Here is an 18,122-nt window from a genome sequence, read left to right on the forward strand (position 1 = left end):
ATCGAAGGGATCAGTGTCCAGGCGCGTTCGTGTGCGAAAGCAGGCCACCCAGCAAATTGGTCACAGGTGAGAGCACACCGACGTGACCGGTGACGGAACTTGCCACCTGACTTACCGGCGCGACGGCCTTGGCGACACCGGCATTGCCGGCGACAGCCGTGATTGGCGCAATGGGAACGCCACCCGCCGAGCCAATCACGCCGGTGACGATACCGGTGACAGGTGCCAATGGACTACCGCCGCCTACACCACCCAGTGCCCCTGTGACAGTGCCGACTACGCCAGTGACAGGCGCCAGCGGACTACCGCCGCCCACACCACCCAGTGCCCCTGTGACGGTGCCGACTACGCCGGTAACTGGCCCAAGCGGACCGCCGCCGCCCGCACCGCCCAACGTTCCCGAAAGCCCGCCAAGGACGCCACTGACGGTCGTGACGATGCCAGTGACTGGCGCAAGCACACCGCCACCGAGCGCGCCCGTGACTTGACCGAGCAGCGACGTGACGGGCGCGAGGATCGGCCCCACGATCGGTACGGTTGGCAGCGCGATGCCCGGAATGCCTGAAATACCACCAATGGATTGTGCGAAAGCGCCAGACGCCGAAAACAGGCCGGCACAAAGCGCAGCAGAAACAGCAACGGTCTTGATTGCACCGCAGACGAAACGTTGATTCGAGCCCATGGTAACCCCCCAGTTCTTGACGGACGAAAGGGCGTCGACAGCACGGTGGCGACGCGAGCGCCGGTCGATCAGAACGTCGGCGGCGCCTGTCTCACATGACGCAATTCGAGTGCCACGGGTGTGCACTCAAAGAGCGTCAACGCCGCAAGAACAGACCGCAGATGGGGGATGAACACTTCATGTGTTCGATTGAGATACGACTGAGACGCGATACCTCGCGTTTTCCCGTTACGGGAAAACGCGAACGTAACGTAACGCCGTTACATCGCTACATCGTTACATCGTTACATCGCTACATCGTCACGTCATTACACGGGCCATGCCGCGCAACACAGGACCGATGTCAGAGCTTCGGTCCCAGTTCGGCTTCGCTGGCGCCATCGGTGCCGAACACCAGCGCCTTGACGTGAAGCCAGTTGATCGCGCACCTTGGCCGCTTTCTCGAACTCCAGATTGCGCGCGTGCTCCTGCATCTGCTTCTCGAGCTTCTTGATCTCGCGCGCCAGCTGCTTCTCAGACATGTCCTGATAGTGCGCCTGCTCTTTCGCCTCGGCGAGTTCCGCCTTGGCGTCCTGCGGGTCGTACACGCCGTCGATGATGTCCTTGATGCGCTTCTTCACACCCACCGGTACGATGCCGTTCGCCTCGTTGTGCGCCATCTGCTTGGCACGGCGACGCTCGGTCTCGCCGATGGCGCGCTTCATCGACTCGGTCATCTTGTCGCCATACAGGATGGCCGCGCCGTTGACGTTACGCGCCGCGCGCCCGATCGTCTGAATCAACGAACGCTCGGCACGCAGAAAGCCTTCTTTATCCGCATCGAGAATCGCCACCAGCGACACTTCGGGAATATCGAGCCCCTCGCGCAACAAGTTGATCCCGACCAGCACGTCGAACGCGCCGAGCCGCAGATCGCGGATGATTTCCACCCGCTCGACGGTATCGATATCGCTATGCAGATAGCGCACCTTCACGCCGTTATCCGAAAGATATTCGGTCAACTGTTCGGACATGCGCTTGGTCAGCGTCGTCACCAGCACGCGCTCGCCTACCGCCACCCGCTTGTTGATTTCGCTCAGTACGTCGTCCACCTGCGTGCGGGCGGGGCGCACCTCGATGGTCGGATCGATCAGCCCGGTCGGGCGCACCACCTGCTCCACCACCTGCCCCGAACGCTTGCCTTCGTAATCGGCCGGCGTGGCCGAGACGAAGACGGCTTGCCGCATCTTGCGTTCGTACTCGGCAAACTTGAGCGGCCGGTTATCGAGCGCCGACGGCAGCCGGAAGCCATAGTTGACGAGGTTTTCCTTACGCGCCCGGTCGCCGTTGTACATGCCGTTGAACTGGCCGATCAGCACGTGCGACTCGTCCAGGAACATGAGCGCGTCGGGCGGCAGATAGTCGACCAGCGTCGGCGGCGGCTCACCGGGCGCGGCGCCCGAGAGATGCCGCGAGTAGTTCTCGATGCCCTTGCAGAAGCCCAGCTCTTGCAACATTTCCAGATCGAAACGCGTGCGCTGCTCAAGCCGCTGCGCTTCGACGAGCTTGCCTTCCTTATAGAAGAAGTCGAGCCGCTCGCGAAGTTCGGCCTTGATGGTCTCGATGGCGCGCAGCACCGTGTCGCGCGGCGTCACGTAGTGCGACGACGGATACACCGTAAAACGCGGCACCTTCTGACGCACCCGCCCCGTGAGCGGATCGAACAACTGCAACGTATCGACTTCGTCGTCGAACAACTCCACACGCAGCGCCAGCTCGGCGTGTTCTGCCGGGAATATGTCGATGGTGTCGCCGCGCACGCGGAAGGTGCCGCGTCCGAAATCGGTCTCGTTGCGCGTGTACTGCATCGCAATCAGGCGCGCGATGATGTCGCGCTGCCCGATCTTGTCGCCCTGACGCACCGTCAGAATCATCTGGTGGTATTCGGTCGGATTGCCGATACCGTAGATCGCCGACACAGTGGCCACGATCACCACGTCGCGCCGCTCCAGCAGGCTCTTGGTCGCCGACAGCCGCATCTGCTCGATATGCTCGTTCACCGACGAATCCTTCTCGATGAAGAGATCGCGTTGCGGCACGTAGGCTTCCGGCTGGTAGTAGTCGTAGTACGAGACAAAGTACTCGACGGCGTTACGCGGGAAAAACTCGCGGAATTCGGAGTAGAGCTGCGCGGCGAGGGTCTTGTTCGGGGCAAAGACGATGGCCGGGCGCCCCATGCGCGCAATGACGTTGGCCATCGTGAAGGTTTTGCCCGAGCCGGTCACGCCAAGCAGCGTCTGGAACGCGAGACCGTCGTCGATGCCTTCGGTCAGTTGCGTGATCGCCGTGGGCTGGTCGCCCGCCGCAGGGAAAGGGCAGTAAAGCTGATAAGGCGAATCGGGGAACGTCAGGAACTTGCTCTCGTCGAGCGTGTTGTCAGCCGCAGGGATCATGGCGGGGGTGCGAGCCTGATAGACGTAATCTGCCATTCTAGCGCGTCAGCCAATTCCTAGAGTCCCATGGGTGACAGGACTGCCAAAGGACGGACATCCGGTTGTCGGCCCAATGACACGCATGGCGGGCGTCAATCTCGGCCAGCGGCTGATTTCTCGCCAATTTCTGGCATAAATTGGCAGTTTTCGTGCCGAAATGCCATGTATTCCTGCTGTGTGGCCTGTGGTTTACCACAAGCGCGGGCATTCTTCGTTAAAATGCCCCGTTGCACCTGACACTTTTGTGCCGCATTTTTCCACTACTGCCTCGAGCCGTCGAAATGACTCTCTTCTCCGCTGTCGAACTCGCCCCGCGTGACCCCATTCTTGGTCTGAACGAAGCCTTCAACGCCGATCACCGCACCAACAAGGTGAATCTGGGCGTGGGCGTGTATTTCAATGCGGAAGGCAAACTGCCCCTGCTCAAGGCTGTGAAGGCAGCGGAAGAACAACGCGTCGCCGCCGGCCTGCCGCGCGGTTACCTGCCGATCGAAGGCATTGCCGCCTACGACAAGGCCGTGCAAGAGATGCTCTTCGGCAAAGAGTCGCCGGTGCTGACGGAAGGCCGCGTGATCACGGCGCAAGCCCTGGGCGGCACGGGCGCACTGAAGATCGGCGCCGACTTCCTCAAGCAACTGAACCCGAACGCCACGGTCGCCATTAGCGATCCGAGCTGGGAAAACCACCGCGCCCTGTTCACGCAAGCCGGCTTCAACGTCGTCTCGTACCCGTACTACGAAGCCGAAACGCATGGCGTGAACCTGTCGGGCATGCTCGACATGCTGGGCAAAGAGCCGGAAGGCACGATCGTCGTGCTGCACGCCTGCTGCCACAACCCGACTGGCGTCGACCTGACGATGGACCAATGGGCCCAAGTCGTGGAAGTCGTGAAGGCCCGCAAGCTGGTGCCGTTCCTCGACATCGCCTACCAGGGCTTCGGTGACGGCATCGACGCCGACGCCGCCGTGGTGCGCCTGTTCGCCGCCTCGAACCTGAACTTCTTCGTGTCGAGCTCGTTCTCGAAGTCGTTCTCGCTGTACGGCGAACGCGTGGGTGCCCTGTCGATCGTCACGAGCAGCAAGGACGAATCGACCCGCGTGCTCTCGCAACTCAAGCGCGTGATCCGCACCAACTACTCCAACCCGCCGACGCACGGCGGCTCGGTGGTTGCGGCTGTCCTGAGCAACCCCGAACTGCGCGCCCTGTGGGAAGAAGAACTGGCTGAAATGCGCGAGCGTATCCGCGCCATGCGTCTGGCCTTGGTCGAGAAGCTCCGCGCCCACGGCGTGGAGCGCGATTTCTCGTTCGTGATCAAGCAACGCGGCATGTTCTCGTACTCGGGCCTCACCGCCGACCAAGTCGAGCGCCTGCGCGAAGAGTTCGGTATCTACGCCGTGAGCACGGGCCGCATCTGCGTAGCCGCACTCAACGACAAGAACATCGACGTCGTCGCTTCGGCTATCGCCCAAGTGCTGCGCTAAGCGCGTCAGCGGGCGCGAGGACGGGGAAATCGGGCCAAATTTGGCGTGATCCCCCGGCGATCTTGCGCCGCGCCATACGTGTCATGCGGCAGAACAAGAAAGCCCGCCTCACCGGCGGGCTTTTCTTTGCCTAGATTATGTTGCGCCGCAGCAACGATAGTTTATGACAATGAGCCGAATAAGCTAAAACTATCGATCTGATGCGGAAATGCCATACATCAGGGTTATGCTGCGTTGCACAGCCGCGATAAACGGTTGCATAATTGCCTCCATCACTCGCCTCAGGGCACACAACATGCTGTATCAGATTCACGAGTACAACCGCGCGTGGTTGAATCCCCTCACCACGTGGGCTAAAGCGGCCGCTACCACTTTCGTCAACCCGGGTAGCCTGCTCGCCATGATGCCCGGCGCCCCCCGCATTGCCGCCGGCTACGAGTTGCTCTACCGGCTCGGCAAGGATTACGAAAAGCCCGAATTCAATATCAAAGCCGTCGAAGTCGACGGGCACAACATCCCGGTCGTCGAAATGACCGCGATGGAGAAGCCCTTCTGCCGGCTGCTGCGCTTCAAGCGCTACGCCGATGACGCCAGCGCCGTCGGCCAGCTCAAGGACGATCCGGTGGTTCTTGTGGTCGCCCCGCTGTCGGGCCATCACGCCACGCTGTTGCGCGATACCGTCACGACACTGCTCAAGGACCACAAGGTCTACATCACCGACTGGGTCGACGCCCGCATGGTCCCGCTCGAGGACGGCGCATTCCATCTGGACGACTACGTCGCCTACATTCAGGAATTCATTCGCCATATCGGCGCCGAAAACCTGCATGTGATTTCGGTGTGTCAGCCGACCGTGCCGGTGCTCGGCGCGATTTCGCTGATGGCGTCGAACGGCGAGAAAACGCCCAAGACCATGACGATGATGGGTGGCCCGATCGACGCTCGCAAGAGCCCCACCTCGGTCAACTCACTCGCCACGAACAAGTCGTACGAGTGGTTCGAGAATCACGTGATTCATGCGGTGCCGGCCAACTATCCGGGCTCGGGCCGTCTCGTCTACCCGGGCTTCCTGCAACACGCCGGGTTTGTCGCGATGAATCCGGACCGCCACCTGAAGTCGCACTGGGACTTCTATCTGGACCTGATGCGCGGCGACAGCGATGACGCCGACTCGCACCGCCGCTTCTACGACGAGTACAACGCCGTGCTCGACATGGCCGCCGAGTACTACCTCGACACCATCAAGACGGTGTTTCAGGACTTCAGTCTGGCAAGCGGAACGTGGGATGTGTCGGGTCAACGCGTGCGTCCGCAAGACATCAAGACCACCGCACTCTTCACCATCGAAGGCGAGTTGGACGACATTTCGGGCAGTGGTCAGACGCAAGCCGCGCATGAGCTGTGCACGGGCATTCCGGCCAAGCGCCGGGCGCACTTCACGGCACCGGCGTGCGGTCACTACGGGATCTTCTCGGGCAGCCGCTGGCGCAACGTGATCTATCCGCAGATCCGCGACTTCATCGCCAAGAACAGCTGATCAGGGCAGCGGTCAGCAGATGTAAAAAAACCGCCGTGTGAGCTTCGGCCCACACGGCGGTTTTTTCATTTCCCAGCGGTTCAGACACTCAACGGGCGCGCAGCGAATCCATCAGCACCTGTGTGTTGAACGCCGAATACGTCTTGCGCGTGTCATCGGCCATCACGTCGCGGCCCATGACGATGGACAGCGTGTGGCGGTTCGACATCACGTAGTAGCCCATCGCCGAGATCGTCACGTACAGATTGACCGGATCGATGCCGGTGCGAATCTCGCCGCTCACTTCGCCACGCTTGAGCGTTTCCGCGAGCAATTCCACGATCGGCGAGACTTGCTGACGAATCTCGGTCGACTGACGCATCGACTTCGCTTCGTGCAGGTTCTCGTTGTTGATGAGCTGGATCAGCGCCGGATGCTCGGCGTAGTAATCCCACACGAAGTGGGCCAACGCCGCGACCGCATCGAGCGGCGCAAGCGCATCGAGCTTGAGCGCGTGTTCGGCGCGATTGAATTCTCCATAGACTTCTTCGAGCACCGCCAGATAGAGCTGGTCCTTATTGCCGAAGTAGTAATAGAGCATGCGTTCATTGATGTCCGCTCGGCGCGCAATACTGTCCACGCGCGCACCGCTCGAACCCCTCTCGGCAAACTCCTCAATCGCAGCTGCCAGAATTCGCTGGCGGGTACGCTCGGGGTCCCGTTTGATCTTGGTTTCTGGCGTCGTCATGATCGGCCGGTCGTTCTCAACGGGCGGAATTATGGCACAACGGTTTCAGTGTTTCCGCAAAATGCAGGATAATTCGCTTTTCGCCGAATCCCCCACAAAGACGTGTCCGAAGTCAACGCGCTCGCGCAGCGCATCGATGCCTTATTGCCCCAGACGCAATGCACCAAGTGCGGTTACGCCGGTTGCCGGCCGTACGCCGACGCTATCGCTAGCGGGCAGGCCAGTTATAACCAGTGTCCGCCGGGCGGTGCCGAAGGCGTTGCACGTCTGGCGAAGCTGCTCGGCCGTCCGGTCATTCCGCTCAATCCCGAGAACGGCGTAGAACGCCCGCGCCCGCGTGCCGTCATCGACGAATCGCTTTGCATCGGCTGCACGCTCTGCCTGCAAGCCTGCCCGGTCGATGCCATCGTCGGTGCCGCCAAGCTCATGCACACCGTGATCGAAGACCGCTGCACGGGCTGCGATCTGTGCGTGCCGCCCTGCCCCGTCGACTGCATCGAGATGGTGCCGGTCACCGGCGAGCGCACCGGCTGGGACGCTTGGTCATCAACCCAAGCCGACGACGCCCGCGTGCATTTCGAAGGGCATCAGGCCCGCCTTGCGAAGGACAAGGCCGAGCGCGAAGCCCGTCTGGCTGCTCGCGCCGCACGAGTGGCGCCGACGGCATCCGCCGCGCCGGCCGAGGCTGACTCTGCCACTGCGCCTGCGTCGGCGGCGTCGCAAGGCGAGACCGCCACCACAGCCGCAGCCACAACGACGCCCGCCACCGACGATGCGGCTGCCTCCGCCGCCGCCCGCAAGCAGGCCATCATTCAGGCCGCACTGGAACGTGCCCGTCAGAAAAAAGCGGCCCTCGCAGAACAGGGCTTAGGGCCGAAGAACACCGAGAATGTGTCCGCCGAAGTGCAGGCGCAGATCGACGAAGCCGAAGCGCGCCGCAAGCGTCTGAACCTGTCCGGCACACCGGGCGAGCAGGACAAGACACCAGACAAGTCATAAACCGCCTTGCCGCGACGCGCCATTCCGCCAACACGACTAGCCAAGCCGCAACCGCCCACGCCGCCATCATGAACGACGCCAAACGCCGAGCCCTGTTCGAGACGTTGCAGCAACTCAATCCGAACCCCACGACGGAGCTTGAGTACACGTCGCCCTTCGAGTTGCTCATTGCCGTGCTGCTCTCGGCGCAGGCGACCGACGTCTCGGTCAACAAAGCCACCCGCAAGATGTACGCCGTGGCGAACACGCCCGCGAAGATGCTGGCGCTCGGCGAAGCCGGCGTGTCCGATTACATCAAGACGATCGGCCTGTACCGGACCAAGGCGAAAAACGTCATTGCCACGTGCCAGATGCTGCTCGACCTGCACGGCGGAGACGTGCCTCGCTCGCGTGAAGCACTGGAAGCGCTGCCGGGCGTCGGCCGCAAAACGGCCAACGTGGTGCTCAACACGGCGTTCGGCGAAGACACGATTGCGGTCGACACGCATATCTTTCGCGTGGCCAACCGCACCGGTCTGGCGCCGGGCAAAGACCCTCTGGCTGTCGAATTGGCACTGGAGCGGGTCATCCCGCGCGAGTTCAGGCACGACGCCCATCATTGGCTGATCCTGCACGGCCGCTACGTCTGCAAGGCGCGCAAGCCCGAGTGCTGGCATTGCGCCATCGAGCCGCTCTGCGATTTCCGCCCGAAGACACCCGCGCCGAAAAACTGAAGACAGCCGAAGCCAACGCATACCGGCACCCGCCATGCAAAACGGGCGCTCCCATCGCAGGGAGCGCCCGTTTTGTTTTGACCTTCCGCAGCTATGCCGGTCGCGCCGGCACATCAAAAAATCAGATGATGCGAGCCGCTTCGTCGAACGACAGACGCGGGTTGCGCGGGAACAGCTTGGCGTGATCGCCGTAGCCGAGGTTACAGATGAAGTTCACGCGCCACTCGGTGCCGGCGAAGAACGTGTCGTTGACCTTCTGCGCGTCGAAACCGGCCATCGGGCCGCAGTCGAGGCCCAGTGCGCGGGCGGCGAGAATGAAGTAGCCGCCTTGCAGCGAGCTGTTCATGTGTGCAGCACCGGCGGCCTTGGCAGCGTCGCCCGAGAACATCGGCACCATCTTTTCGGCACCGTTCGGGAACAGCTTCGGCAGGTGTTCGTAGAACTTCAGATCGAAGGCGATGATCGCCGTCACCGGTGCTGTACGCGTCTTCTCGACGTTGCCCGGCGCCATGCATTCGACCAGCTTGGCCTTCGCCTCGGCGCTCTTGACGAACACGATGCGCGCCGGCGTCGTGTTGGCCGACGTCGGGCCCCATTTCACGAGGTCATACAACTCACGCAGCGTCTCGTCGCTGACCGGCTTGTCGAGCCACTCATTGTGGGTTCGTGCATCGGTGAACAACTGGGCGATGGATTCTTTGGCGATAGTGCTCATGGCAATGACCTCGGGTAATGAAGCGCGAATTAAAGCGTGTAGCGACACATAAAGCGAACGGCGATTGTACCGTCGCCCGGCAACCGTCGCTGGCGAGACAAAAATCGCCGCGCGCCCGCCGGAACAAGCGATTTCAGGACGCGGCCGCCGAGCCTCGGGCCGACAACCAGAGCACACCGGCCAGAATCAGCGCGCCGCCGCCAAGTTGCGCGGCGCTCAGCGTTTCGCCTAGCAGCATGGCCGCGAGCAAGACCGTAACGACGGGTTCCAGCGTGGAGAGCATGGACGCACGCCCCGCGCCAAGGCGCTGCAACCCGGCAAAGAAGGTCAGGATGGCGATGACTGTGGAACACACGGCAATCGCCACCAGCGCCGCCCAGCCGCCCGTATTCGCCGGCCAGTGCAGTGACAGCCCCTGCCCGGCACGGACCAGCGCCATCGCACTGAACGAGACGGTGGCGGCCAGACACACGAGGGTTGCGGTCGCGCGAGGATCCACACCGCGCGTGAGCTTCGCCCCGACCACGATGTAGCACGAGTAGATCAGCGCCGACCCCACGGCCAGCGCCATGCCCAGCGGCTGCCCTTGCCCGCCGCCCACGGTGAGCGCGGTGCCGAGCGAGCACAGCAGCAGCGCGCCGAGCTTCACGGGCGTCAGGCGCTCATGCAAAAAGATGGCCGCGAGCACGGTGACGAAGACCGGATAGAGATAGAGCAACAACGCGACGAGCGATGCCTGCGCGTATTGCAGCGCGCCGAAATAGCACAACGACTGCCCCACGTAGCCGATACCGCCCATCAGCGCGATGCCCAGCGATTGCCGCCGCGACGGGAACGTCACCCGTCGCACCCGGCACCAGACGAGCAGCAACAGCGCCGCCACGAAGAACCGGAACAGCAGCATGGCGAAGAGATCCGCGCCGGAAGCGCTGGCCGCACGCGCGAAGATCGCCATCGCACCGAATGCCGACGCGGATACCGCGATCAACGCGATACCGCCCCAAGCCGATGGCGGGCGGGCATTTTGGACGGTGGCAGGCATAGCGGAGGATTGGGGGCTCTGCGACATGATTAAGCGAATTGAGCGACAATACGGCCTGTTTGGCGTCACGAGAACCCCACGGAGTCCCCATGTTCAATCCCAGCCGCGATGAAGTGCGGCAATTTTTCTGCACGACCTGGCAAAAGCAACGCGACGGCAACATCCTTACGCCGCTCGAGACGATTGCCGCCGACTGGATCAACGAACATCCGGAATACCACGACGCGTTGGGCGACACCGAAGAAGCGAGCGCGCGCGATTACTCGCCCGAAGGCGGCCAGACCAACCCGTTCCTGCACCTGTCGATGCATCTGGCGATCAGCGAACAGGTCTCGATCGATCAGCCGCCCGGCATTCGCGCCGCATATGAAAAGCTGACCAACCGGCTCGACTCGCCGCACGAAGCGCAGCACCGCATCATGGAGTGCCTGGGACAAACGCTTTGGGAAGCCCAGCGCAGCGGCCAGCCGCCCGATTCCGACGCCTATCTGCAACGCATCGAGCAGCAAGCCACGCGTTGAGTTGCACAGCACGTAGCGCAACAACAAACACGACAAGAACGAAGAAAACGACGGTTGCCATGACGCAACCGTCGTTTTTTGCTTTCTGAACGGCGCGGCGTGACTTCGCTACGTCGCCATACGGCTATCCCGCTATCCCGCTATCCAGCCTTACTTCTTGGTGACCAGATCGCCGGGCAGCGATTCGATATACGCGGCCATGTCCTTCAACTCTTGCGAGGTGAACGGACGCGGCTTGCCATCCTTGCCGATCGTTGCCGGGTTGGACATCACCTGCGTCTTCATGATGGCGTTGCTACGCCCGAAGACGAGACTCTGTTCGTTCTGATACGCCCGCAGCGCGTTGTACACATAGTCGGCGTACTGCCCTGCCAGCTTCGGATACTCCGGCGTGATCGGTGCGTTCAGGTTCGCGCCGTGGCAGCTCACGCACATGCCCTTGTCGACGAGTGCCTTGCCGTTGGCGATATTGCCTGCGGCATGAGCGGCACCGGTCAGACCGGCCAGCGTGGCGCCGAGCGCCAGGGACGCCGCGAGTGCGGCCTTTGCCATCGAATGCTTCATCGTGTTCTCCTCAGCCACGCACGTTTTACTTCTGGGGATTGACCGGCGTCGACGCCGTTTGCGCCGCGTAGTACGCGGCAATGTCGACGATGTCCTGCTCGGTCAACGTGGCTGCGATGCCATGCATCGTCTGGAACTTGCGATCGCCCTTGGCGTACTCCTTCAGGGCATTTTCGATGTACTTGGCATTCTGTCCGCCGATCCGGGGCACGTGATACACCTCGGGAAACGCGGTCCGATAATCGGGAATGCCGTGGCAGCCAATACACATGGCGACCTTGTCCTTTGCCGCCTCGGGATTGGGCTTGAGTTCGGCCGCATGAAGCGCGGTGAGCGACGTGCTGCCGAGCGCCAGCGCCATCATCGTGAGGAACTTTTTCATGGTCTTCTTGGGAACGTTTTTGGTTGGAATACCGGCCCGCAACACGCAGGTCGCCGTCCCGACTCCAAGGCAGACGACCCGTGAAAAAAGCAATCGATTGTAACCCACACCCCCCGATGCGCAAACTCGGGGCTGACCCGCACAGTTCTCCGAAGTTTTTTCGCAAGCCCTTGATGCGGCGAGACATTTTGAAAGCGCCAGCGAGCCGTATGTGCATTGTCTTATACTGAAGTTTTTCCCTGCCCGGCCGGTTGGCCGGCTGTTTGCGGACGGCTCTGACAATGCGCTTCGAAGGCTCCTCCCAGTACGTCGCCACCGACGACCTCAAACTCGCGGTGAACGCGGCGGCCACCCTGCAACGCCCCCTGCTCATCAAAGGCGAACCCGGCACCGGCAAGACGATGCTGGCCGAAGAAGTCGCCGCGGCGCTCGACATGCCGCTGCTGCAATGGCACGTGAAGTCGACCACCAAGGCGCAGCAGGGCCTCTATGAATACGACGCCGTCTCGCGCCTGCGCGATTCGCAACTGGGCGACGAGCGCGTGCGCGACATCGCCAACTACATCGTCAAGGGTGTGCTCTGGCAGGCGTTCGAAGCCGAGCAACAGACGGTGCTGCTCATCGACGAAATCGACAAAGCGGACATCGAATTCCCGAACGATCTGCTGCGCGAACTCGACCGCATGGAGTTTTACGTCTACGAGACGCGCCAGCTCGTGAAAGCGCGCCACCGGCCGCTCGTGATCATCACGTCGAACAACGAAAAAGAACTGCCCGACGCCTTCCTGCGCCGCTGCTTCTTCCACTACATCAAGTTCCCCGATCCGTCGACGATGCAGTCGATCATCGACGTGCACTTCCCGAACATTCGCCACGAACTGGTAAATGCCGCGATGGCAACCTTCTTCGAGGTGCGCGAGATTCCGGGCCTGAAGAAGAAGCCGTCGACCTCGGAACTGATCGACTGGCTCAAGCTGCTGATGGCCGAAGAGATCGGCCCCGACGCACTGCGCAGCGCCGACAACAAGCTGGCCATCCCGCCGCTCGCGGGCACCCTGCTCAAGAACGAACAGGACATGCATCTGTTCGAGCGCCTCGTCTTCATGAACCGCGCCAACCGGTAAGCGCGCCACCGTCATGCTGATCGACTTCTTCTACACCCTGCGCGCGGCCAAGCTGCCCGTTTCGGTCAAGGAATACCTGACGTTGCTCGAAGCGCTGCAACGTCAGGTCATCGCGCCCTCGCTCGACGAGTTCTACTATCTGGCGCGGCTCTCGCTCGTGAAGGACGAGAAGCACTACGACAAGTTCGATCAGGCGTTCGGCGCGTACTTCAAGGGCGTGCAGCAGTTGGTGGACGCCTCCGGTGAAGTGCCGCTCGACTGGCTCAAGAAGCGCATGGAGCGCGAGCTCTCGCCCGAAGACAAGGCGCGTATTCAGGCGCTGGGCGGCCTCGACAAGCTCATGGAGCGTCTGAAGGAACTGTTCGAGGAACAGAAAGGCCGTCATGAAGGCGGCAGCAAATGGATCGGCACCGGCGGCACATCGCCGTTCGGCAACGGCGGTTTCAACCCCGAGGGCATTCGCATCGGCGGTGAGAGCAACGGCAACCGCACCGCCGTCAAAGTGTGGGACCAACGCAGCTATCGAGATTACGACGACACGGTCGAACTCGGCACGCGCAACATCAAGGTGGCGCTGCGCCGCCTGCGCAAGTTCGCGCGCGAAGGCGCCGCCGAAGAGCTCGATCTGGACGATACGATCCGCGCGACCGCTGCCAACGCCGGCTGGCTCGATCTCAAGCTCGTGCCGGAACGCCACAACAATGTGAAGGTGCTGATGCTGCTCGATGTGGGCGGCTCGATGGACGACCACATTGCGCGTACCGAAGAGCTGTTCTCCGCGGCCAAATCCGAATTCAAGCACCTTGAGTTCTACTACTTCCACAACTGCGTCTACGACTATCTGTGGCGGCAGAACCGGCGGCGTCACAACGAGCGTTTCGACACGTGGGATGTGCTGCGCAAGTATCCGCCCGACTACAAACTGATCTTCGTGGGCGACGCGACCATGAGCCCCTACGAAGTGCTGCAACCGGGCGGCTCGGTGGAATACAACAACAAGGAAGCCGGTGCCGTCTGGCTGCGCCGCTTCATCGACCGTTTCCCCAAGCATGCGTGGCTCAACCCGGAGCCCGAAGCGCTGTGGCAGTATCGGCAATCGATTTCGGTGATTCGCCAGCTCTTCGCGAACCGGATGTATCCGATTACCCTCGCCGGTCTCGAGACCGCGATGCGCACGTTGAGCAAGTAAGCCCTGCCGGGCCCGCGCACCATCATAAGAACGAAACAACACGAGACACTCATGACGTCCAGTACCACGCCAGTGCCCCCACTGCCACCACTGCCCCCGTTAAGGCCGCTCGCGGACACCTCGCCCTCGGCCATCGTCGCCGGCTTCGTGGCGATGATGACCGGCTACACGAGCTCGCTCATCCTGATGTTTCAGGCCGGACAGGCCGCGCACCTCACGCCGGGTCAGATTTCCTCATGGATCTGGGCGCTGTCGATCGGCATGGGCGTCACGACCATCGGGCTATCGCTGCGCTACCGCACCCCCGTGGTCATCGCGTGGTCGACGCCGGGCGCTGCGCTGCTGATCACGTCGCTGCCGGGCGTGCCCTATAGCGAAGCCATCGGGGCCTTCATCGTCTGCAACGCGTTGATTGCCATCTGCGGACTGACGGGGGGGTTCGAGACCATCATGCGGCGCGTGCCGCCGGCGCTGGCATCGGCGCTGCTCGCGGGCATTCTGTTTCGCATCGGGTTGGAAATCTTCGTCGCGGCACAGCATCAGACGGCGCTCGTGCTCGCCATGTTCTTCACGTATCTGATCGTCAAACGCCTCGCCTCGCGCTATGCAATTCTGCTGGCGCTCATCGTCGGCACCGCCGTCGCGGGCGGGCTGGGCCTGCTGGATTTCAGCCACTTCAACATCGCGCTCGCCAAACCGGTGTGGACGACCCCGTCGTTCTCGCTCTCGGCCACGATCAGCATCGCGATTCCGCTGTTCGTCGTGGCCATGGCCTCGCAGAACGTACCGGGCCTCGCCGTATTGCGCGCCGATGGCTATAACGTGCCGGCCTCGCCGCTGATCTCGACCACGGGCATTGCGTCGGTCTTGCTCGCCCCGTTCGGCGCACACGGCATTCATCTGGCCGCGATTACCGCCGCCATCTGCACCGGGCGCGAAGCCCATGAAGATCCCAACAAGCGCTACACGGCAGCCGTCTGGAGCGGCGTGTTCTATCTGATCGCGGGCACGTTCGGCGCAACGATTGCCGCGCTGTTTGCGGCGTTCCCGAAGGCACTGGTGGTGTCGATTGCGGCACTCGCGCTGTTCGGCTCGATCATGAACGGGCTGGCCAATGCGATGAGCGACACGAAGCAACGCGAGGCCGCGCTGATCACGTTCATGGTGACCGCCTCGGGGCTCACGCTGCTGTCGATCGGCTCGGCCTTCTGGGGCCTGATCGCAGGCGTGGTGACGCTGGCGATTCTTCAGTGGCGACGCGCCTGAGCGGGCAATTGCACGCCACGGGCCGAGGGTATCGAAGTGATACCATTCGGCCCGCAACCTATTTCGACGCCGACATGACGTCAGGCGATTTCAGGCAATTTCAGGAGTAGCAAGACAATGGCAGTGATCGAACCGACCCCGGTCTTCAAGGAAAACCTCGCACTGATGGCCGCGACCGGCAGCATCGACGGGATTGCCCGCATCGAACTGCGCGACGCCGGCGGTGCCGTCGTGGCGACCATCGAGAACGCACCGGGCAAGCAAGGCTCGCTCGCGGTGTATCACTATCTGAAGCAAGCCTTCGGCACGCTCGACGCCGCTGCCGCCGAACACGGTCTGGCCGTGTTTGCCGAGCATACGGCCGACGCACGCAATCGTCCGGGCGCGCACCCGAACGTCGATCGCCTGCTGGCCGTGATCGCCGGTGGCGGTGCGCTGACCATCGACGAGATCGCTGCCTGACACTTGCGATGCTTGCGCGTCTTTGCGCCGTGCCATGAAAAAAGCCAGCCTTTCGGCTGGCTTTTTCACGTCTGGAAGATGCGCTCAGGTCAACGACCTCAGATCATCCATCAGATCGTCAGCACCGGACCGCCGTCGCCGTTGGCCGAGCGCAATTGCTTGACCCAGCGCTTGGCGGGCAGGCCCGTCGCGGCTTCCACGATCTTGGCGCGCGCTTCCACGTCCTTCCATTCGACCGACAGCAGCGGGCCGTTGAAGGCCAGCACGATCACATTGCCGTCGTGCACTTCCGGGAATTCGATCACGCGGTTGTCGAACGCCTGACGCAGGCGGCGAATGTTCTTCGGGTAGCTGTCGTGATCGCCGAACAGGTTCATCGTCAGCATGCCCGGTGCGCGCAACGTCGCGCGACAGGCCTTGTAGAACGCCGGCGTGTCGTGCACGGGACCACGCGCGGTCGCATCGTACAGATCGATTTGCAGGACATCGACACTGCCGTGATTCGCGGTGTCGGTAACGAAATTCCACGCGTCGTCTTCGATCACTTTGAGGTGACGCGAATCGCTCGGCAGGTTGAACATCGTGCGCGCCGCGATCACCACGGCGGGGTTCAGCTCAACGGCGGTCACTTGCGTGCGCGGGAATTGCTGATGCGAAAACTTCGTGAGCGAGCCGGTGCCCAGGCCCAGTTGCACCACATGCTTCGGGGCGCGCATGAACAGCAACCACGCCATCATCTGTTGCGCGTATTCCAGCTCGATACGATCGGGCTTGGACAGACGCATCGCACCTTGCACCCACGCCGTGCCGAAATGCAGGTAACGCACGCCACCCTGTTCAGAAAACGTCACCGGCGCGAAGCGCGGGGTGTAACGACGGGCGGGGCGATCTTCGGTGACGAACGCTTCGGCTTCGATGGATTTGCGTTTGATGAGGGTCATGAGTCCTTCGGGGAGATTCGGGAAATTCCGATGGGATCGCATTGTACCGGGTTCACGCGACGCAGCCTTCGCACGGACCACGTTGCCACGCGACTGCGCGTGCGCTACGCCTCCGCCACACCGTCATGCGATGTCGAGCCAATCGCGCAACGCGAGCCACGCATCGCGCTTGGTCGCATAGGGAATCGTGTAAGCCGGGCTGCTGGACGGCAGCATCACGACGGGTATCGTCACGCCGCCTTGCGCCAGCGCGCGCTGGCCGATACGTGCCGCCGTGCCACCGTTGAACGCCACCGCGCGCAGCGACGGCAACGTGGCGATCAACCCGGCCAGATCGCTGCCCGCATGCAGACGGATATTGCTGTCGAGGCTGCCTTCGCGACGCGCTTCGGCCACCACGTCCCACAGCCCGATGCCATGCGCGCGCACTGCATCGAGCCGCGTCGCATAGTCGAGCGTGGGCAACGGCTTGCCGATCGCTTCACCTACCAGATGCCAGAAGCGGTTTTGCGGGTGTGCATAATACTGCTGGTGCGCGAGCGACACTTCACCGGGCAGGCTGCCGAGGATCAGCACGCGCGTGTGCGCGTCCACCACGGGCGGGAAATTGCGCTTGAGATCGGGTGAATCGGGCGAATCGGGAAACTTGGCAGACATGAATCGCTCAGACGGTGGCGTGTGCCGGGCGCGCAAGCTGCGCGGCTTGCAGCCGGCGCCAGAATCGCGGCAAGAACGCCTCGGTGACGAGCAACGGTGCGCCATGCCGCAGAAACACCGACCGGCGCGCCCACAACCGCGCACGCGGCGTGAGGCCAATCAACGGGTCGCGGGCATCGTGCCGCGCCCGGGCGTGGAGCAGATGCCACGGGCCGAGAGGACGCGAGACGAGTACAGAGCGCGTCACCGTGGGGTCGTGATAAAGCAGATCGGCCAGCGGTCGCGTACGCAGGCGTCGCATCGCTTGCCAGACCGAGCGGCTATGCACCAGCGGCGTGACACTGTGCGCGACAACGACAGGTTCGTCGTCGATCAGCAGAATGACGTCGCGTGCCCACATCGGCGTGCGCAACGGCACGCCGATAGCACGGCACTGATCGGCGTCGGCGGGCAACACACGCTCGGCGACGACACGCACACTTACCCGGCCAAGCGCCGACAAGTGACGCGTGAGCGCCCCGCCCCGCGTCAACCAGTCCTTATGACGCCGCGAGAGCGCCGGCGACGGGACAGCCTGCCAGTGCCGCCCGCTTACATCGAATCGGAAAGTCATGGGTCGGAATTATAAGGGGCCGACGCCGGTGTGCGC

General features: G+C 62.6%; 19 protein-coding genes. 9 read left to right on the plus strand and 10 right to left on the minus strand.

Annotation, left to right across the window (positions count from 1 at the left end):
• Positions 1–10 precede the first annotated feature (10 nt).
• Both AT302_RS27935 and uvrB read right to left on the minus strand, forming a co-directional pair.
• Complete coding sequence (locus AT302_RS27935; RefSeq protein WP_058379421.1) at positions 11–682, minus strand: hypothetical protein; 672 nt, start codon at positions 680–682, stop codon at positions 11–13.
• A 308-nt stretch (positions 683–990) separates the two neighbouring features.
• Entirely contained in the window at positions 991–3,150 is a 2,160-nt protein-coding gene (uvrB, locus tag AT302_RS16875; protein WP_237171944.1) for an excinuclease ABC subunit UvrB, read from the minus strand.
• Between the two features lie 284 nt (positions 3,151–3,434).
• On the opposite strand from uvrB, the gene AT302_RS16880 reads away from it, so the two are divergent.
• On the plus strand, positions 3,435–4,634 hold the full coding sequence (locus AT302_RS16880) for an amino acid aminotransferase (RefSeq protein ID WP_058379422.1): 1,200 nt from the start codon (positions 3,435–3,437) through the stop codon (positions 4,632–4,634).
• Positions 4,635–4,929: 295 nt separating this feature from the next.
• Entirely contained in the window at positions 4,930–6,171 is a 1,242-nt protein-coding gene (locus AT302_RS16885; RefSeq protein WP_058379423.1) for a polyhydroxyalkanoate depolymerase, read from the plus strand.
• An 88-nt stretch (positions 6,172–6,259) separates the two neighbouring features.
• Here the strand turns inward: AT302_RS16885 and AT302_RS16890 are convergent, their stop codons facing one another.
• Positions 6,260–6,898, minus strand: a complete 639-nt coding sequence (locus AT302_RS16890) for a TetR/AcrR family transcriptional regulator (RefSeq protein WP_058379424.1) — start codon at positions 6,896–6,898, stop codon at positions 6,260–6,262.
• A gap of 102 nt (positions 6,899–7,000) precedes the next feature.
• Here AT302_RS16890 and rsxB point away from each other — a divergent pair, with 102 nt between their 5' ends.
• Positions 7,001–7,897 carry an electron transport complex subunit RsxB gene (rsxB, locus tag AT302_RS16895; RefSeq protein WP_058379425.1) on the plus strand — a complete coding sequence of 299 codons (897 nt, stop codon included), beginning with the start codon at positions 7,001–7,003 and terminating at the stop codon, positions 7,895–7,897.
• Between the two features lie 68 nt (positions 7,898–7,965).
• Positions 7,966–8,610 (plus strand): endonuclease III, encoded by a 645-nt coding sequence (gene nth, locus AT302_RS16900; protein WP_058379426.1) that lies wholly within the window; start codon positions 7,966–7,968, stop codon positions 8,608–8,610.
• A 121-nt stretch (positions 8,611–8,731) separates the two neighbouring features.
• On the opposite strand, the gene AT302_RS16905 is transcribed toward nth, so the two are convergent.
• The gene (locus AT302_RS16905) at positions 8,732–9,325 is read right to left on the minus strand and encodes a malonic semialdehyde reductase (RefSeq protein WP_058379427.1); all 594 of its coding nucleotides are present in this window, start codon (positions 9,323–9,325) and stop codon (positions 8,732–8,734) included.
• 133 nt (positions 9,326–9,458) lie between these two features.
• Positions 9,459–10,367: a DMT family transporter gene (locus AT302_RS16910; protein WP_084656285.1), complete on the minus strand. Its 909-nt coding sequence runs from the start codon at positions 10,365–10,367 to the stop codon at positions 9,459–9,461.
• Positions 10,368–10,456: 89 nt separating this feature from the next.
• Here AT302_RS16910 and AT302_RS16915 point away from each other — a divergent pair, with 89 nt between their 5' ends.
• Positions 10,457–10,888, plus strand: a complete 432-nt coding sequence (locus AT302_RS16915; protein ID WP_058379429.1) for a DUF1841 family protein — start codon at positions 10,457–10,459, stop codon at positions 10,886–10,888.
• Positions 10,889–11,038: 150 nt separating this feature from the next.
• Here the strand turns inward: AT302_RS16915 and AT302_RS16920 are convergent, their stop codons facing one another.
• Positions 11,039–11,440: a c-type cytochrome gene (locus AT302_RS16920; protein ID WP_058380385.1), complete on the minus strand. Its 402-nt coding sequence runs from the start codon at positions 11,438–11,440 to the stop codon at positions 11,039–11,041.
• Between the two features lie 37 nt (positions 11,441–11,477).
• Complete coding sequence (locus AT302_RS16925; protein WP_058379430.1) at positions 11,478–11,834, minus strand: c-type cytochrome; 357 nt, start codon at positions 11,832–11,834, stop codon at positions 11,478–11,480.
• 281 nt (positions 11,835–12,115) lie between these two features.
• Between AT302_RS16925 and AT302_RS16930 the strand changes: the two genes are divergently transcribed.
• The 4 genes from AT302_RS16930 to AT302_RS16945 all read left to right on the plus strand — a co-directional run bounded on the left by AT302_RS16930 (position 12,116) and on the right by AT302_RS16945 (position 15,875).
• A complete protein-coding gene (locus AT302_RS16930) occupies positions 12,116–12,958 on the plus strand; it encodes an AAA family ATPase (RefSeq protein WP_058379431.1) in 843 nt (280 codons plus the stop codon).
• A 13-nt stretch (positions 12,959–12,971) separates the two neighbouring features.
• Positions 12,972–14,147, plus strand: a complete 1,176-nt coding sequence (locus AT302_RS16935; RefSeq protein ID WP_058379432.1) for a vWA domain-containing protein — start codon at positions 12,972–12,974, stop codon at positions 14,145–14,147.
• A gap of 51 nt (positions 14,148–14,198) precedes the next feature.
• Positions 14,199–15,413, plus strand: coding sequence for a benzoate/H(+) symporter BenE family transporter (locus AT302_RS16940; RefSeq protein ID WP_058379433.1), 1,215 nt, complete (start codon positions 14,199–14,201; stop codon positions 15,411–15,413).
• 123 nt (positions 15,414–15,536) lie between these two features.
• The gene (locus tag AT302_RS16945; protein ID WP_058380386.1) at positions 15,537–15,875 is read left to right on the plus strand and encodes a DUF2322 family protein; all 339 of its coding nucleotides are present in this window, start codon (positions 15,537–15,539) and stop codon (positions 15,873–15,875) included.
• 110 nt (positions 15,876–15,985) lie between these two features.
• Here the strand turns inward: AT302_RS16945 and AT302_RS16950 are convergent, their stop codons facing one another.
• The 3 genes from AT302_RS16950 to AT302_RS16960 all read right to left on the minus strand — a co-directional run bounded on the left by AT302_RS16950 (position 15,986) and on the right by AT302_RS16960 (position 18,086).
• Positions 15,986–16,816, minus strand: a complete 831-nt coding sequence (locus tag AT302_RS16950; protein ID WP_058379434.1) for a class I SAM-dependent methyltransferase — start codon at positions 16,814–16,816, stop codon at positions 15,986–15,988.
• A gap of 123 nt (positions 16,817–16,939) precedes the next feature.
• A complete protein-coding gene (locus tag AT302_RS16955) occupies positions 16,940–17,473 on the minus strand; it encodes a DNA-deoxyinosine glycosylase (protein WP_058379435.1) in 534 nt (177 codons plus the stop codon).
• 7 nt (positions 17,474–17,480) lie between these two features.
• Positions 17,481–18,086, minus strand: a complete 606-nt coding sequence (locus tag AT302_RS16960; RefSeq protein ID WP_058379436.1) for a chorismate--pyruvate lyase family protein — start codon at positions 18,084–18,086, stop codon at positions 17,481–17,483.
• Between the last annotated feature and the right edge of the window lie 36 nt (positions 18,087–18,122).

Origin of the sequence: Pandoraea norimbergensis, assembly GCF_001465545.3 — a bacterium.
In the GTDB taxonomy this organism is placed as follows: domain Bacteria; phylum Pseudomonadota; class Gammaproteobacteria; order Burkholderiales; family Burkholderiaceae; genus Pandoraea; species Pandoraea norimbergensis.